We start from the raw sequence: 16,948 nt of genomic DNA, 5'->3' as shown, positions 1-16,948 counted from the left end.
TTAACCCGTTTTTTTCGAGTTCAAGGTCACAACTTCAGCCTTGTTTGAAATTCGATCGGCAAGTTCAAGCACAAACACCGTGCCCCCTTCCTTGACATTGCACATCGACAAATTCCATTCCATTTCCTGGCAAAGGCGCTTGACCACATACAAACCTATGCCTGTTTTAGGAAGGTCGCTGCCAAAGGTTGAGTACCTTGCCGCCTTGTGCTGCAATATGTCCTCCTGCAGGCCTGGGCCTGAATCTTTGACGGTAAACCGGTGAATTCCACCATGGCGTCGATAGGAGAATGCCACACCACCCTCAAGCGTATGTTCTACCGCGTTGAACACCAAATTTCCCATAACCCGTTTCAATCGGCGGGCATCCGTGTGAATCAGGAACTCCTCCACATCGACATGGAAAGTCAGCCCTTTGGTTTCAGCCAACTGTCCCATCCAGCCCTCGAGCGACTTGCAAAGCTCGGTGCTTGAAACACTCTCAATTCTTTTCTCGCGTTGCTCACCTAGTTCAAGCCGGGTGGCCTCGAGCATGTTTTCAGCCAAGTCGTGAAGCCACCTTTGGCAACTGGTCATTTGACGAATAACCTGATTGGACGCGGCATGTTGATGGAAAGTATCCAGCGAGGGGTGACCCACCAACAAACCCAGTGCATGCAAGGGCTGACGCATGTCATGCTGAACACCAGCCAGCCAGCGCAACCTGTCTTTCCATTCGCTGAGCACACTGTGTTTTGAATTTCGCCACCGGGCTTGCTGGGTTCGCCGGTTTTGAATCCGTTGTTTTGCAATGCTGTACCGGTGCTGCCTTTCCAATAAAACTGCCAGCAGCGTAAACGGTGAAACCCAGCACAACACCGCAAAGCTGAGGTGCTGCCAGTTCAGCGACAACACCCAGCCACCGAAAGCTGAAGCAAAAACCAGAAACCAGAGTTTCTCTGTGGGCGGCACCCGAAAGGCACGCCTGCAGGACACTTTGGCATTGAGCAGGCACCCGCTGATGAAGGCAATATAAGCCAACTGGGATTGAGCCCCAGTGTCCAGGCCCATCAATTGAAAAGACAAAGGCAACAAACACAGGGATGCCAGCAAGCATGCATCGTAGTGTTGCTGTACCCATGCACTAAGCCGGTTGATTTGTCTCATGAAGTGCAGCTTAATCGGAATAAACCTCATCGGTTTTTTGTTCCTGCCAAGCTCGGTAAAGCATTGCGGCCTCCAGGCGATTTCGGGCATTCAGGCGGGCCAGAATGCTTCGAACGTGGGTTTTCACCGTTTCAGGAGACAGGCCCAAATTCTGAGCAATTTCATGATTGGACTCGCCTTTGGCAATTCGGTACAACACAGACACTTGCCGCTCAGTGATTCGGGCCATTCGCTGACCAATCGTGAACCCGCTTGCGGCTTGCGTTTTTTGACTGATTTGATCGGTCCAGTTGTTGCGGCGCAAACGCAAAACCATACTGTCCAACACACTGAGCACGCGATCTTGGGTAATGCCTTTGGATACAAATTCCGTTTCAGGGTATTCATCGGCCATGTCACCCAAAATCTCTTCATTGCCAGAAATGACCAGCGTGCGGCTGTAATCAAAAGTTTCCAGCGCGGTTTCCAGCACTTTTTCTGGCGCCATATCAGGCAAGCCCAAATCAAGCAGTACAAGGTCTGGTTGCTCGAAACGGCTGTGCTCAAGCGCGGGCCCGATGCGACTGAACAGCTTGACCTCAAGGTCGGTATAGCGCGAATTCATGATGTCGCGCAAAGCCATGGCAATGATTGGGTGATCATCAATAATAAATACGCGTAGTTGATTAGGAGTCGACATAAATTTGTCCCATACAAGTCAAGTGTCAGAAGCCGTCGTTCAGAAGTGAATAGTGCCCTTGCCATTCATTACGACAGCCAAAAGAAGTGCGAACAACCCCGATAGGGGCGACACTGCGTTGGGTGACTTGTGCCAGGCTTTTGGTTCCATTAAACGAAAAAGAGCGGCCAGTCAGCCGCTCTTTATATCTGACCCCTCTTGCGTAGGTCAAAAACTTACTTCGATCTGGGTATGTATGAGGCCATGGAATTTTCAGCAACTCGGAACCAGTTGTTCTGGTCGTTGCGGAAACGATTCCACGATGTGAATATTTTCTTGAATTTTGGATTGTTTTTGGATTCGTCGGCGTAAAGCTTTTCGGCTTCCTTGTAGGCGGCATCCAGAATATCGCGGGGATAAATTCGAAGTTGCGCACCCGATTGAATCAATCTATTCAATGCAGCCGGGTTTTTGGCATCGTATTCCGCCGTCATGGTGATATTCACCTCGGCCGCAGCTACTTCCAGTGCAGCCTGATAACTCTTGGGCAGTTTGCTCCAGGCGTCCAAATTGATATAGAAACTCAATGATGGGCCCGGCTCCCAAAACCCAGGGTAATAATAAAACTTGGCCACTTTTTGAAAACCCAGTTTTTCATCGTCATATGGCCCAACCCATTCGGCTGCATCAATGGTGCCCTTTTCCAATGCAGGGTAAATATCGCCACCGGCTATGGTTTGTGGCACGGCGCCCAAGGCTGCCATGATCTTCCCGCCAAAGCCCGGAATTCGAACTTTTAAACCTTTCAGATCATTCAGGTTTTTGACCTCCCTGCGCCACCAGCCGCCCATTTGGGTACCCGTGTTACCGCCAGGAAAATTGATGATGTTGTAGTCCTTCAAAAACTCTCGGGTCATTTGCAGGCCACCGCCATGGTAAATCCAAGCGTTTTGCTGGCGAGCCGTTAAACCAAAAGGCATACCTGTCTCAAAAGCAAAAGTCGCATCTTTCCCCACATAGTAGTAACTCGCAGTGTGCCCACATTCCACCGTGCCACGCTGCACTGCATCCAGCACCTGCAGGCCAGGCACAATTTCGCCAGCCGCAAAGGGGCGAATATCAAACTTGCCACCGGTCAATTCAGACACGCGCTTGGCCAACTGAGGTGCTGCGCCCCAAAGCGCATCCAGGCTTTTGGGGAAACTGGAGGTGAGGCGCCAGCGCACACTGGGGCCATCGGCGGCGAATGCGGCTGTTCCTGAAGCCGCTGTTGCGGTGGCGGCTGCTCCCAAACCCGCTTTTTTGAGAAAGGAACGACGTTCCATTGCTTGGTCTCCTTGTTTGCTTTAATTCCCTGCAACGGTCATGGATTCGATCAAAATACTGCCCACATGTTTACTGCCGCGCCAATACGCATCGTCGCCCACGGCCACAATATTGGCCAACATGTCTTTCAAGTTACCTGCGATTGTAATTTCCTCAACCGGGTGAACAATGATGCCGTTTTCCACCCAATAGCCAAAGGCACCACGCGAATAATCGCCAGTCACACCATTCACACCCTGCCCCATCATCTCGGTAACTAACAAGCCCGTACCCATGGTTTTGAGCAGCGCATCAAGGCCGCCCATGACTGTTTTGGTCGAGCTGAGGATAAGGTTGTGCGTGCCACCCGCGTTGCCGGTGGTTTCCATGCCCAATTTTCGAGCCGAGTAACTCGAAAGAAAGTAGCCGTTGCACACGCCCTTTTTCACCACTGTACGGGCCTTTACCTTTACTCCTTCTTCATCGAAAGGTGAACTGCCGTGCGCACCTTCAATGAACGGGTCTTCCTTGATGGTGATGTGCGGGGCCCAAACGGGTTTGCCCAATGAATTCAACAAGAAACTGGTTTTGCGATACAGGGAGGAGCCCGACACCGCACCCACATAATGGCTTACCAAGCTTGCCGCGATGGGAGCTTCAAAAATTACAGGGCAATTGCGGGTGGTAATTGGTTTAGAACCCAAGCGAGCCAAGGCTCGTTGCGCAGCATAGGCGCCAATTTTTGCGGGCTTGGCCAGGTCTTTGGCCTTGCGTTCCGAGGAATACCAGAAATCGCGCTGCATTGGGCTGTCTTTGGACTTCTTGGCTTGCGCAATCGGCGAAACAGACAATGAGTGACGCGAATATGGATAGCCACCTTTGAAGCCCTTGCTGTTGGCTGCATAAAAATGCCCTGATTCGGTGGACACATTGGCACCGTCAGAATTTCGAATCTGCTTGCTGACATCAAACGCCGCCTGTTCCATGGCCAAGGCTTTCTCGACTGCTTTGGCGGTACTTAAATTCCACGGATGATACAAATCAAGATCACGGTGCCGTCTGGAGATGTTTTCCTCATCGGGCAGGCCTGCGAATTTATCCGCAGCCGTGTACTTCGCAATGTCCAGCGCTGCTCGAATTGCAGAGTCAATTGCTTCCAGCGAGAAATCAGACGAAGAGGCATTGCCCCTTTTCTTGCCTTTAAACACGCTGACGCCAAAGCTTTTGTCACGTGTGTGTTCAATGGTTTCGATTTCACCCATGCGCACGCTGACCGACTGGCCAACCGCTTCGCTGATATCGACCGCGCAATCGGTCGCTCCCAGTGATTTGGCTTTTTTCAATGCGTATTCGGTTAATTCCTGAAATGTCTCGGATTTAAAGCTAAAGCCCATATTGCCCTGCGAAAAGTGCTGCCAAAAATGGCTAATATACAGCCCATGGAACCAGAAAACGACAAACAGGGCGAGTTTGAAGAATATGATCGCCCCAGCAAGTCCTCGGTGAAGCGAGACATGCTGGCCCTGCAAGATTTGGGCAAAACCTTGTGCGAAATGCCCTATGACAAAGTCAAGCGGGCACCGATTGGTGAGCGCCTGCTTATCGAGATCGCAGAATTTCACAAGTGCAAATCATTTGGCGCTAAAAAGCGGCAAATGCAGTTTATTGGCAAACTGATGCGTGACGAAGAGCACGAGGAGGTGCAAGCCTGGGTGAATGGCGAGACCGTTGAGCAAAAACTGAAGGTGCTCCACCTGCATGCGGCGGAACAGTGGCGCGACCGCCTGATTGAAGAGCCTGGTCTGTTGGCGACGTTCATTGAAAGCTACCCCGCCGCCGCGCGGGAAAACCTGAACCCGATCATCAGGCAGGCAGTGCAGGAACGTGCCGCCAAAAAAGCTCCCCGAAATTTTCGACAGTTGTTTCAGATTATTTACCGTTTGATCGAAGAGAAAGCCGAGCAAGATGCGGACGGAGGCGAGTCATGAGTTTTGATGTCGTAAAAATTGGCTTGGTGTCGGTGAGCGATCGTGCCTCCGCAGGTGTTTATCAGGATCAAGGCATTCCGAGCCTTAAAGCCTGGCTTCAAAACGCGTTGCTGAACCCGATTGAGTTTGTTGAGGTGTTGATTCCAGATGAACAGGCCGAGATTGAAAACGCCTTGAAGAAACTGGCCGATGAACACGAGTGCAATTTGATTTGCACCACGGGTGGTACAGGCCCCGCCAAGCGTGATGTAACACCTGAAGCAACCCTGGCTGTGGCTCACAAGGAGATGCCGGGTTTTGGCGAGCAAATGCGGCAAATCAGCCTGCATTTTGTACCAACTGCGATATTGTCTCGTCAGGTGGCTGTAATTCGTGGTGAAAGCCTGATTTTGAATTTGCCTGGCCAACCCAAAGCCATCGCAGAAACCCTGGAAGGTTTGAAAGACACGGAAGGCAATAGCCTTGTGAAAGGTATCTTTGCCGCCGTGCCTTATTGCATCGATTTGATTGGCGGCCCGTATATGGAAACCAATGAGGCAGTGATCAAGGCATTTCGTCCAAAATCTGCCCTTCGAAAGTCCACTGAAGGAAGTGCATCGTGAGCGTGAACTCAAAGATTGAATGCGTTGTTGTTGAAACCGGTCCACAACCCACGGGCTGTGTAGTTTGGTTGCATGGCTTGGGCGCGGATGGCTACGACTTTGTACCCATTGTCAAAGAGCTTGAGCAAATGGGTTTGCCCAACACCCGCTTTGTGTTTCCTCATGCGCCTAAAATTCCGGTCAGTATCAATGGCGGTTATGTGATGCGCGCTTGGTACGACATTAAAAATGTTGATTTGCAACGTCAGGAAGATGAGGGTGGAATACGACAAAGCCAGGCCACCATTGAACAATTGATTGAAGACCAGATTGCATTGGGTTTCAAGCCCGAACAAATTGTGCTGGCCGGCTTTTCACAAGGTGGTGCAATTACTTACCAGCTTGGTTTGCGTACACGCCACAAACTGGCAGGCTTGATTGCCTTGTCTACTTACCTGCCTTGCGAAAACACGCTGGATGCTGAATTAAACCCGATCAATCTCGGTATTCCATTGCTGGCGGCTCACGGCGAGCAGGACAACATCGTGCTCATGGAGCGTGGTGAAAAGGCAGTCAAGTTGTTGCAAGATAAAGGAGTTGATGTTCAGTGGCACACCTACCCCATGGCCCATTCAGTTTGCGGTGAAGAGGTGGTTGAAATTGCCAATTTCTTAAAGCGCGTTCTCTGAAATTTCACTGTATATAAAAACAGCTTTTTGGTTTATACTTGAATTCAGGAATAACCAAGCAGGTGTAATTATGCCAGCGCAAGCGCAACCGCCAATTTCGATTATTGAACTTGAACGTGCCATCAATTATTGGCGCTCGAAATATCCTTCATCCCGGGACACCATGACACTGTGCCCCCAAGCATCTTGTTTGGCCGAGTTGTATGCCCGAATGATCATTTTTCAAATTCACGAAATTTCGATCGCGGAGTTTTCTGCCAAAGCCAGGAAAGCGTTACGTGAAGCCGAAGAAGCCCACGCGGGTCGGCACAATCAGGCAGCTTGAATCCAATTAAACTTCAGCTTAATTCGCACGACTTAACAACAAGTGAGCCGCGCTCCACAACTGGCTTGAAACCGGTGCATTGCATGGCCCTTTCAACTGACTGATTTGCCAGGCTTTGGCGCCCACACGTCGCAATTCCACTGTGCCACGCTGTGGGGTGTGTCCTTTAATCTGCAAATGAAAAATGCAAATATCGCCTGCCATGCAACGATCAATGTAAGACGGCACACAATGGTGCATTTTTTTGGCTTCGCTCAGCAAAGCATTCAACGAGTTCAATTCGATAAACTCAATGTTGTCACCCAAATTGCCCATGCCAAGAATCTCTGGCCAAAATACATTCTGACGCCCCAAGTCCAAATCAAGCTCGACCAAATGCCAATGTGCCTGCCGGGCCATTAAAGTGTCATAGGTCCAGTTTCTGGAAATAATCACGGGGCGTTTGGTCGCGCTGGCCGCACTGCCAAGCAACCAGTCTGCAATTAAGGGAAACTCCTCTAACTCCAACTCTCTTCTGTGTTCAAGCTTCAAGTTGCTTTCACGGCGCTCCAGCGCCAGGCGGGTTCCCCGCAAAATATTCAAGGCCGCCACCGTATTCAAATTCTCGTGATTGCGCCTGAGCCAGGTGCTTAGTCCCCCGAAACCCAGCAAAGCTGCCGTTTGCTTGTCGACCCACGAAATCGGAATTTTTCGGTCCAAGGCGGCATGAAAGTTCACCCAGCTCAAGTGACTCAATTGCCCCCAGTTAATTCGGGCAATGTAAGCGGTTTTTTGACGTGTTAACCACCGCCAGGTTTGTTGGCTCATGCCTTGCGCCAACATGCGGTTCTTGACCATCTGCCAATTGGGCAAATTGCGCCACATGCCGCGGTCTTGGGCCAGTAAAGGCGCCAAAGAAAGATTCTCGCCAAGCCTGTCCTGAAGCACTGTTTTAAACGCTGCCACTTGGCTTAAATCAAGCAAGGTGGTGTATTTGGGCACCACTCGCAGTGCCAGTTTAAGAACATGACCACCATATCGTCGGCGAATCGCAATGGTCCAGGCCCGCTGAATGTCGTTCAGGCTGGCTGCTTCAATGGGAAAATCAAGCTGTGTGTCAAGCAAGCTGTCAGGAAGCTGCATGCTTGGTGGGGCTCGCCACACAGAACGCATCAAATCCGCTTTCAAATTCCAGGCCGCTTCATCCGACAAAACAATACGGCAGGATTCAGCAAGTTTTGCACGGGCCTTCATGCCCCATTCAAAATAAAGTCCGGTTCGAGTGCTCACCAAACGCGCAGGCAGCCGCGGCGACTTAACTCGCGGTATGCTGGAGGCTGTGTTCAATTCAAAATCTAACAAAGGGCGCATGATGGACAACAAAGCAGAAGAACCCGTCGACATCAAGATCTTACAGCAAGGCGAGATCTGGAGAATTTCAATCAATCGACCCGAGGCTCGCAACTGTGTCGATCGTTACACCGCCGACCAGCTTGAAAAAGCATTTCAATCATTTGAAACGGATGCAACAGCTCGCGTTGCCATTTTGACTGGTGAAGGCGGTAACTTTTGTGCTGGCGCAGACTTGAAAGCTGTTGCATCGGGTGACCCCAGCCGTGTAAACCGAATGGAACGACATGGTGCAGGCCCCATGGGCATAAGCCGAATGGAGTTGAGTAAGCCAGTGATTGCCGCGGTATCTGGCTACTGCGTGGCGGGCGGCCTGGAGTTGGCTGCCTGGTGCGACATGCGAGTTGCAGACAGCACAGCAGTGTTTGGTGTATTTTGTCGACGCTTTGGTGTGCCATTGATCGATGGCGGAACAGTGCGCTTGCCACGCCTGATTGGTCAAAGCCGGGCAATGGACATGATCTTGACCGGTCGCCCTGTCAACGCTGTGGAAGCCTTTTCATGGGGTTTGGCCAACCGGCTGGAAGAAGAACGCACAGCCCTGGAGGGTGCTATCGAGCTGGCAGGTCTATTGTGCAAACACCCACAAACCTGCATGCGCAACGACAGACAAAGCGTATTGACCCAGTGGGGTTTTGGTGAACGTGAGGCGCTTGAGGAAGAATTTGAGTTTGGCTTGAATACCCTCACTTCAGGTGAAACTGTCGAAGGCGCAACCGCATTTAAGGAAGGTTCGGGTCGCCATGGCGAGACTGTGCAGTAATCGGGTATTCAGAGCGAATGGAAGTTAAAACTTTTCATTCAAACAGATTAATTCAAGCCGACGATGACGCCAAACTGTGCAGAATTCGAAACACGGCGTGAGTCAGCGGCAGTGGAGTAAGAATTGGACTGAACACCAAAAAACCAATTGGCCAAACCACCGCGATTGGTAAGCAAATACAGCCCCTGACTTTCGCTGTTCAGCGTTGCGCTGGACAGGCGGCCAGGGGTGTAAACAAGACTCAAATTTTCTTGCAGCGAAACTTGCAAACCGCCGTAAATTGCCTTGATTGAAGATTCAGGCTTTGTTTCAGAAAGGATCAAGCCAGCTTTCGATGAACTCAGCCTGGTTTGAGCAACTGCGCCCTCGTCTACCACGACACCCCGGAACAAATTGACTTTGCCCAACAGGCTTGGTGAAAGCTTTTCTTGATCAGGCAAGTGGAAAGGTGCAATTCCATGGTTTCCCAGTTTACCGCTCACCTTCAGGGCAAGTGGCTCAGCGGCATTTATGCCCCCCAGGTAAAAACACCCAGTCGTCAAAGCGAGTGCCATCAAAGCAAGCTGTTTTGAGCCAATACGCGCCATGACACACCCCTTCAATACAGAATTTTACTTACTTCAATTAACGGTCACCTTGAGTTTTACTGAATTGCAAGATTGGACTAACCCCATTGCGGGTGGGCGACACGTTTAGTGCCAGGAATCAAGCTCAAAGCCGGCTTTTAGAGTGACCAATCTACTTCAATACTTGAAAGTAACATTTTTTCGCTTTGGTGATACACTGAAATGACTACATAAAAGTCACTACTTCGAGCGACCACCCCTCGCAAGTGCATTGACCACAATACCGGAGACAATACCCATGAATTCTTCTGCCCGAAGAATGGATTCTTTTTTTCCATTGAACCGTGTGACCACTGCCCTGTTGTTGAGCGTGGTCTACTGCACTTCCGCCCATGCTGGCGGTACTGCATTTGACGCCACAAGCATCAGTGCCATGGGAAATGCGTCGGCAGGGCAAGCTGCCGAGGCTGGTGATGCATCGGTTTTGTTCGCCAACCCGGCCGCCCTGACCCGGTTTAAACGCGCTGAATTGACCCAAGGCGCTGCCGTAGTCACGATTGGTACCGATTACACCTCCACACAAAACAACGATGGTGCAGACTCCGGTGCGCCACAGGGCCAAAATGGTCAGGTGTTCAGTCGCAAAGACGGCTATGACGCTGGCGCGCTTGCACCCAACCTGTTTATTGCGATTCCAATCAACGAAAAACTCGTGATGGGCTTTGGCGCTTCTGCCTCTCATGGCCTGGTGATTCATTACGATGAAAATTTCCCGGGACGCAATCAAGGCCGCGATATTGACTTCAAAGTGACCCGCCTGAACCTTGGCTTTGGTTACAAGTTAAGCCCGACTTTGTCTTGGGGTTTGAACGGTTCTTATGAGCGTTATTTTCAGTCCATCAAGTTGAAGCTGAATTACCGCGAAGCTGTGGAAGCCTTGGCCCCGGGTTCTGCTGCACTTCTTGAAGGGCCTGCAGGCGCACTTATTGGAGCCCCACCGATTCCCGGTGAAAGCAACGCGGGTTTGCGCATGTTTGGCTGGGCATTCAACGCACAGCTGGGTGGCCTGTGGGAGCCCACCGAAAACACGCGCGTGGGTATTTCTTATCGACCGAAAACCGAATTCACGGGCAACCGTGGCAAGTTCAAGCTTGATGACTCACCCGAGCAAGCCGCATTTCGCGCTTTTCTGAATAGCGACAGCCTGATCAACAACTTGGCGTTTGGTGCCTTGGGTGTAAACGGTCCGCAGGCAGCCGGGGATTTGGCACCAGAACAAATCATCAAGCAGGAAATATCGCTGCCCGATGAGCTGCGCCTCTCCGTGTTTCACCACGCCACACCCAAACTGGATTTGATGGCCACCTACACGCGCCAGGATTTCTCGGTAACCACCTTGAATTTTGTACGTGAAAGCAATGGTCGAACGCTGGAAAACATCCCGCAAAATTTTGTAGCAGCAGAGTCGTATAGAGTTGGCTTGAATTACAAGCTGTACAAAAGGCTGACGTTGCGAGCGGGCTATGCGATTGAAAACAGCGTGATTGACGATGCCACCCGAATCACGATTTTGCCAGACAGTGATCGACAGTATTTTGCTTTTGGTGGTCAGTTCGATTTAAGCCGTGACACCAGCATTCACTTTGCCTACCAAAAACTGGACACAGACCCCGCACCTGTTGGTAACAACACTGGGATTACACCCGCCGAAGTACGCGGTGGCGACTTTCAGGGCAATGTGCAACTGGACACCCACTTCTTCGGGATTGGCTTCACCGAACGGTTTTAATTACGACTGCACACCAAGTGCACGGAACAAGCCAGCAATCAAGGTGGCGTAATTGGTTTGTTCCGTGGCCAAGGCCTGTTCGGCGTTGGCATACACGCGCTGTGCATCCACCACATCCAGAAAACTCACCAAGCCCAACTGGTACAGGGCATCTGCCTGCTCAAAGCTCCGTTTACTCGATACAACTGCCTTGCCGAGCGCAGTTTGGCGTGATGCTGAGGAGTCAATTGCAGTTAAGGAATTTTCAACCTCTTGGGTAACCACTCTCAGCACCTGCTCGTACTCGGCCAGGGCACCCTCGGCTCTGGCCATGGCTGCATTCAATCGAGCGTCGCGTGCGCCACCGTCGTATATCACTTGATTCAACAAAGCGGCCAAAGCACCGATCAATATGCTGGTCGCGGGGTTTGAATTGATCGCGGTACTGCCAATTTGTATGTTGGCCATCAATTCGATACTGGGGTAGAAATCAGCTTGTGCCACACCCACATCAGCGGCCGCCTGTGCAAACCGGGCCTGCGCCAATTGAACATCCGGGCGTGCTTGTACTACCTGAAAAGGCACGCTCGCCGGAATGCCCAAGCCGTACTCTGGCAAATCGCCTTCAGGCCTGAGCAATTGCTCGTAAGCCCCCGGAAATTGACCACTCAGGGTCGCCAAACGGTGACGGGAGTCTTGCAGTGCCTGTTGCAATGGGGCAATACTCGCTCGCAGATTTTCGACTGAAGTTTCAGCTCGCCGAACGTCCAGCTCGGGTGACAAACCACTTTCAAATCGAGCTTGAACAATGGCCAGCGTTTTTTCCTGCAACTCAACAGATTCACGCAACATAGCCAATTGTTTTTGATTGCCACGCAAACTCAAATACTCTTGGGCCACGGCTGTGCTGGTTTCAATAATTTGCGCGCGCAAACCAGCCTGCTCAGCCATCAAATTGGCTGCCGCTGCTCGAACTTCCTGCTCAACCCGACCAGCCAAATCAATTGGCAACATAAAACCCAAACCCAACAAAGCACTGCGTTCATCCCGTGCATTGTTGCTACCCGAATTGTTGGGGGTGTTGTTGTTTCGATCTGATTTTTGGCCACTGACCTCGGCATCCAGTTCAACCAACAAGGAATCACCAGCCTCACTGAGTTGTAGCAGCGCGCGGGCTTCCTTGACACGCGCTGCAGCCGAAGCGATTTGGAAATTGTTTTGTATGCTCGTGCTCACCAGCTCATTCAAAACAGAGTCGTTAAAACCCTCCCACCAACGCACACCTGCCACGCCAGCGTCTTTCACGCTGCTTAGATTCTGAAGAATATTTTGCGCTACAAATTTTTCAGGTGGTTTCGTCGAAGATTTGGGCAGATCAGGCGCAGTAACAGCACATCCCGACAACAAAGCCAGTGGCAATACCAGACCAATCATCCAGGCAATGCGCTTCATGCCTTCACCTCACCCTTTTTCACACTGGCCTCGTATTCTTCAATCTCCTTGTCCAGCAACTCCGCGGCATGCGCCCTTGGCTTCATGTAAGGCGCAATAAAGCTGTAGCCCATGGGTGCCAGGTATAAGGTAAACAGGGTAGACAATCCCAAACCGCCCAACACCACCCAGGCAATCGCCTCCCGTGCCTCTGCACCTGGGCCTGAAGTCAACACCAGGGGCAACACACCCAACAAGGTAGAAAGCACCGTCATCGCAATCGGACGAAGTCGCATACGTGCACCTTCCCGAATGGCCGATTCAATGCTGTACCCTTCATCGCGAAGCTGATCCATCAGTTCAACCAGCAAAATCGCATTCTTGGTCATCAAGCCAATCAGCAACACCAAGCCAATTTGACTGAACAAATTGAGCGACTGGTTGGTAATCAACAGGGCAAACACTGCTGCAGCCAAACCAAACGGAACAGTAAACATCACCACCAACGCACTGCCAACACTTTCAAACTGCGCCGCCAACACCAGAAACACCACAATCAACGCCACGGCAAAAGTGATCAACATTTCGTTGGACGTTTCTTCCAGCGTTGCTGCTTCACCCAGAAAAATCAATGTGGCCGAAGATGGCAAAGTGCTATCTGCAACAGCGCGTATTTGTTGCATGGTGGTGCCAAGATCGGTACCTGGCGGTATGCCTATGTTCAGTTCAACTGCCCTGCGCTGTGCATGGCGGTCAAGTTCTGCAGCCACACCCCTTTCTTGTACCTTGATCATTGAAGCAAGGGGTACCAGTTGCCCGGTGTCGCTACTGGTGTATATGTTCAGCAAGTCAAATGGTGAGTTCAGGCTGCCATTGCTGGAGCCCAGCATCACTGGCACGGCCTGATCACCAACGCTTAGATCAAGCAGTTGATATTCATCAGCCATGATTTGCAAAGTTTGGGTAATGCGGCTCACAGGCACCTGCAAATCACTGGCTTTCTCGCGATCGATTTCAAATCCAAGTTCAGGCTGGGAGGTGTCATACTGAACGCGTACATCCTGAACCGCATCAATCTGCTTGATCAAGGCATCCGCCAGCGAATCTGCATTGTTGGCCAAAACATCGTAGTCGTCGCCCAGCAAAGCAATTTGCAAACCACCGCCGCCACCGCGAATGTTCAAGCTGCTTTCATTTTGAAAACGCACTTGAGCACCAGGAATACTGGACAACTCCTTGCTCAATTTGGCCGCGAGTTCCTGCTGAGTGGTGTCGCGCTGGCTCCAGTCTGCCAGATTGGCTTGAATGGCCACACGGTTTTTGTCGTATCGACCCACAATCGTGAACATGTCCGTGATCAGTCCCTGCTCTTGATAGGGCCTCATGATGTTCTCGGCGATTTGCCCCTGCCTGCCACTGTATTCAAGAGAAGCACCGTCGGGCCCGGTGAAATCCACCACAAGTCGCCCCCTGTCTTCCGGGGGCACCAACTCCTGATTCAACAAAGTGAATGTCAGGCCACCCGCAATGGCAATACCCAGAAACACCAGCAAAAACACCAGACGATGTTTCAAGAAAGTATCCAAAGTGCGAAAGTAGGCATTGGCTATTCGATCACCAAAACCCTGGAGTGGGCCCATGATTCGAGCGGTTTGACCTGTTGCGGGTACATCGTCTTTCAACAATTTAACGGCCAACATGGGGCACAAACTCAAGGCAACAAAAGTACTGATAATCACAGACATGGACAAGACCATGCCGAACTCCCGAAACAGGCGCCCTGTTTCACCCGGCAAAAAAGCGATGGGCAAAAACACCGCTACCAAAGAAGCGGTGGTGGCGATGACAGCAAAGAAAACCTGCTGCGTGCCCAATACCGAGGCCACGGTAATGCTTTCACCTAGTTTTTTGCGGCGTTGAATATTTTCAAGCACCACAATCGCATCGTCGACAATCAATCCTGTTGCCAGCACCAAAGCAAGCAATGTCAACATGTTGACCGAAAAACCGGCCAACCAAATTGCGGCCAGAGTACCCACGAGTGACACTGGCATGGTTACCGCAGGAATCAGCACTGCCTTCCATTGCCCCAGAAACAGGGCAATCACGATCAACACGACGACCACCGCGAACACCAGGGACATCAATACTTCTTGCAAGGCACCTTTGATAAATACCGAGTCGTCGGAAATCATGATCACTTGCAAGTCTTTGGACTGCGCATTAATCTCAGCCATGCGCTTTTTCACATCGCCGGCAATGGCGATGGTGTTCCCACCGGCCTGCCGCAATACTCCCATGCCGACCACAGCCCGGCCATTCAGCAAAGAATACGACTCAGCCGACATGGGGCCGTAGTACACCTCGGCCACATCGCGAACCCGTACGCCATTTTTTATCAAAATAGAATTAATTGCTTCAGTGTCGATGGTGGAGGCATTTGCACGCACCAGCAATTCTTGCTTGCCCGACAGGTAACTGCCTGCCGGTACATCGAGATTCATGGTTTCAAGGCTGGTTAGTACGTCAGTGGCTACCATGCCGTACCGGGCCAATTTGGCCGGGTCTAGAAGCACTCGCAGTACGCGGGGTTGATTCCCGTTCAAGGGAACATCTGCAACTCCATCAATTGAGACAAATGCTGGAACCAAATCTCGCTCAACCCGTTCGGCCAGATCCTGCATAGCCAAGGTATTGCTGTACACAGCAAGCTGAACCACAGGCCGTGCATCGTCATCGGCCTTGATCACCAAAAGCTGGTCAAGGTTCTCAGGCAGTTGATTGGTAATTCGGCTTATAGCCTCCCGCACATCGTTGGCAGCAGTGTTTACATCAATGTCCGGAGAAAACTCCATGCGCACGCGCATATTGTTTTCCTCACTTGAACTTTGAATGCGCAAGACGCCAGAGACTCTGGCCACGGCACCTTCCACTTTGGATGTTACTTCCGCATCCATAGTGGTGGGCGAAGCACCTTGATAAACCGCGCGCACAAGCACGACAGGCCTGTCAATGTCCGGAAGTTCTCGAACTTCAATACCGAACATGCTGACAATGCCAGCCAACATAATCAGCAAATTGAGCACCACAATCAACACGGGTCTTTTCAAACCCAGTGCGGTTAAACCGTCGGTGGCGCGACTCATTGCAAGGGATCCTCAACCTGTTCGACAACTACGCCTTCTGCAAGCCGCAAACCACCTTCAACCACCACAGATTCGCCCTCTTTGATCTTGCCATCGAGAAACACGCGGCCCTGCCGCCGGTCGGCCACGCGCACGTTCTCACGGTAAGCTTTTCCGTCTCGAATCATCCAGACATAAGAGCCTTCTCGATCCCATTGCAAAGCTATTTCAGGCACGGAAGCCAACATTTGCCCCTTCACTGCCATTTGCACTGCGAACGACATGCCCGGGCGCAATAAGTCATCGGGATTGCTGATATTTGCCCGAACTCGCAGCGATCGCTTTTCAGCATTCAAACGACTGTCCAAGGCAACCACACGCGCCTTGAATTCCTGGCCAGGTACAGATGGCGTGGTAACCGCCACCTCGATTTGATCCATGTTGGCAGCGTCCAATTGACCAACCAAGGTCTCGGGCACCTCAAAGTCCACATAGATGATTTCACGGGAATCAACACCGGTGATCATTACGCCAGGGCCAATTCGCTGGCCGGGATCAATGTCTGTAATGCCCACAACACCCGCAAATGGAGCACGAATTTGGTGGTTGGAGATGGCGAGTTTGGCCTGATCAACAGCCACTTGCGCAGCCTCGTAATCGGCTTGAGCTGAATCAACTTGGGTTTGTGGCACTGCCCCCTTACCCACAGCTTGTTTGTATCTGTCCAGCAAGCTTTTTGTGTTCTTCAGTTGCACTTCCGCAAGCCTAAGAGCCAGCTGTTCTTCTCGATCGTCTTGTTGAACCAGTAACTCGCCCTTTTTTACCTTTTGTTGTGGCTTGAACAAAACCTGAGTGACTTTCTCATCCACGATGGCAAAGACTTCTGCAGATTTGTCGGCCCAGCCGGTTGCAATGGCACCAAACGAACTTGCGGTGGACTCAAGCTTTACAACCTCAACCAAGACCTTGGGCGCTGCGCCTTTGGTGCCCTGATTGGACGCGGTGGCAGACGAATTTCCCAGCAGTGTTTGAGAAACAGAGTAGGCAGCCCCCAAGAGGAGAACGAGAACAAGAAAATAAACCAGACGTTTGATCAAGCCAAAGGCTCCACTGCGAATGCGACGAGAAAGGTTATCACGTATGAAAGTACCTTCAACGAGACCAAAGTGCAGTGAATAAGTTCTGATATCCCCCAGTGGTTGGGGTGTAGGTTA

15 protein-coding genes are annotated in these 16,948 nt (G+C 51.3%); 6 read left to right on the top strand and 9 right to left on the bottom strand.

Annotated elements, in window-relative coordinates:
- The 4 genes from PY990_RS05820 to pmbA form a co-directional block, all read right to left on the bottom strand.
- Positions 1 to 1,146: a sensor histidine kinase gene (locus PY990_RS05820; protein ID WP_275270817.1), complete on the bottom strand. Its 1,146-nt coding sequence runs from the start codon at positions 1,144 to 1,146 to the stop codon at positions 1 to 3.
- 10 nt (positions 1,147 to 1,156) lie between these two features.
- Complete coding sequence (locus PY990_RS05815; RefSeq protein WP_105029158.1) at positions 1,157 to 1,825, bottom strand: response regulator transcription factor; 669 nt, start codon at positions 1,823 to 1,825, stop codon at positions 1,157 to 1,159.
- Between the two features lie 215 nt (positions 1,826 to 2,040).
- Entirely contained in the window at positions 2,041 to 3,129 is a 1,089-nt protein-coding gene (locus PY990_RS05810; RefSeq protein WP_275270816.1) for a TRAP transporter substrate-binding protein, read from the bottom strand.
- Positions 3,130 to 3,150: 21 nt separating this feature from the next.
- A complete protein-coding gene (gene pmbA, locus PY990_RS05805) occupies positions 3,151 to 4,503 on the bottom strand; it encodes a metalloprotease PmbA (protein ID WP_275270815.1) in 1,353 nt (450 codons plus the stop codon).
- A 27-nt stretch (positions 4,504 to 4,530) separates the two neighbouring features.
- Here pmbA and yjgA point away from each other — a divergent pair, with 27 nt between their 5' ends.
- The 4 genes from yjgA to PY990_RS05785 all read left to right on the top strand — a co-directional run bounded on the left by yjgA (position 4,531) and on the right by PY990_RS05785 (position 6,692).
- Complete coding sequence (gene yjgA / locus PY990_RS05800) at positions 4,531 to 5,097, top strand: ribosome biogenesis factor YjgA (RefSeq protein ID WP_275270814.1); 567 nt, start codon at positions 4,531 to 4,533, stop codon at positions 5,095 to 5,097.
- Positions 5,094 to 5,699: a molybdopterin adenylyltransferase gene (gene mog, locus PY990_RS05795; protein ID WP_275270813.1), complete on the top strand. Its 606-nt coding sequence runs from the start codon at positions 5,094 to 5,096 to the stop codon at positions 5,697 to 5,699. The genes yjgA and mog overlap by 4 nt, the downstream gene beginning before the upstream one ends.
- A 2-nt stretch (positions 5,700 to 5,701) precedes the next feature.
- Positions 5,702 to 6,367: an alpha/beta hydrolase gene (locus PY990_RS05790; RefSeq protein ID WP_275270876.1), complete on the top strand. Its 666-nt coding sequence runs from the start codon at positions 5,702 to 5,704 to the stop codon at positions 6,365 to 6,367.
- 70 nt (positions 6,368 to 6,437) lie between these two features.
- Positions 6,438 to 6,692, top strand: a complete 255-nt coding sequence (locus PY990_RS05785; RefSeq protein WP_275270812.1) for a DUF3717 domain-containing protein — start codon at positions 6,438 to 6,440, stop codon at positions 6,690 to 6,692.
- A gap of 18 nt (positions 6,693 to 6,710) precedes the next feature.
- Here PY990_RS05785 and PY990_RS05780 read toward each other — a convergent pair whose 3' ends face one another.
- Entirely contained in the window at positions 6,711 to 8,042 is a 1,332-nt protein-coding gene (locus PY990_RS05780; RefSeq protein ID WP_275270811.1) for a PcfJ domain-containing protein, read from the bottom strand.
- Between PY990_RS05780 and PY990_RS05775 the strand changes: the two genes are divergently transcribed.
- Entirely contained in the window at positions 8,041 to 8,844 is an 804-nt protein-coding gene (locus PY990_RS05775; RefSeq protein WP_275270810.1) for a crotonase/enoyl-CoA hydratase family protein, read from the top strand. The genes PY990_RS05780 and PY990_RS05775 overlap by 2 nt on opposite strands.
- A gap of 47 nt (positions 8,845 to 8,891) precedes the next feature.
- Here the strand turns inward: PY990_RS05775 and PY990_RS05770 are convergent, their stop codons facing one another.
- The gene (locus PY990_RS05770) at positions 8,892 to 9,431 is read right to left on the bottom strand and encodes a hypothetical protein (RefSeq protein ID WP_275270809.1); all 540 of its coding nucleotides are present in this window, start codon (positions 9,429 to 9,431) and stop codon (positions 8,892 to 8,894) included.
- 277 nt (positions 9,432 to 9,708) lie between these two features.
- Here PY990_RS05770 and PY990_RS05765 point away from each other — a divergent pair, with 277 nt between their 5' ends.
- Positions 9,709 to 11,199: an OmpP1/FadL family transporter gene (locus PY990_RS05765; RefSeq protein ID WP_275270808.1), complete on the top strand. Its 1,491-nt coding sequence runs from the start codon at positions 9,709 to 9,711 to the stop codon at positions 11,197 to 11,199.
- On the opposite strand, the gene PY990_RS05760 is transcribed toward PY990_RS05765, so the two are convergent.
- The 3 genes from PY990_RS05760 to PY990_RS05750 are packed head-to-tail and all read right to left on the bottom strand — an operon-like array spanning position 11,200 to position 16,831.
- Positions 11,200 to 12,630, bottom strand: coding sequence for an efflux transporter outer membrane subunit (locus tag PY990_RS05760; protein ID WP_275270807.1), 1,431 nt, complete (start codon positions 12,628 to 12,630; stop codon positions 11,200 to 11,202).
- Positions 12,627 to 15,755 (bottom strand): efflux RND transporter permease subunit, encoded by a 3,129-nt coding sequence (locus PY990_RS05755; RefSeq protein ID WP_275270806.1) that lies wholly within the window; start codon positions 15,753 to 15,755, stop codon positions 12,627 to 12,629. Before PY990_RS05755 ends, PY990_RS05760 begins: the two co-directional genes overlap by 4 nt.
- On the bottom strand, positions 15,752 to 16,831 hold the full coding sequence (locus PY990_RS05750; RefSeq protein ID WP_275270805.1) for an efflux RND transporter periplasmic adaptor subunit: 1,080 nt from the start codon (positions 16,829 to 16,831) through the stop codon (positions 15,752 to 15,754). Before PY990_RS05750 ends, PY990_RS05755 begins: the two co-directional genes overlap by 4 nt.
- Positions 16,832 to 16,948 lie beyond the last annotated feature (117 nt).

The organism is Limnobacter olei, assembly GCF_029087225.1.
GTDB classification, from domain to species: domain Bacteria; phylum Pseudomonadota; class Gammaproteobacteria; order Burkholderiales; family Burkholderiaceae_B; genus Limnobacter; species Limnobacter olei.
This window is presented reverse-complemented; position numbering and strand designations above follow the sequence as displayed.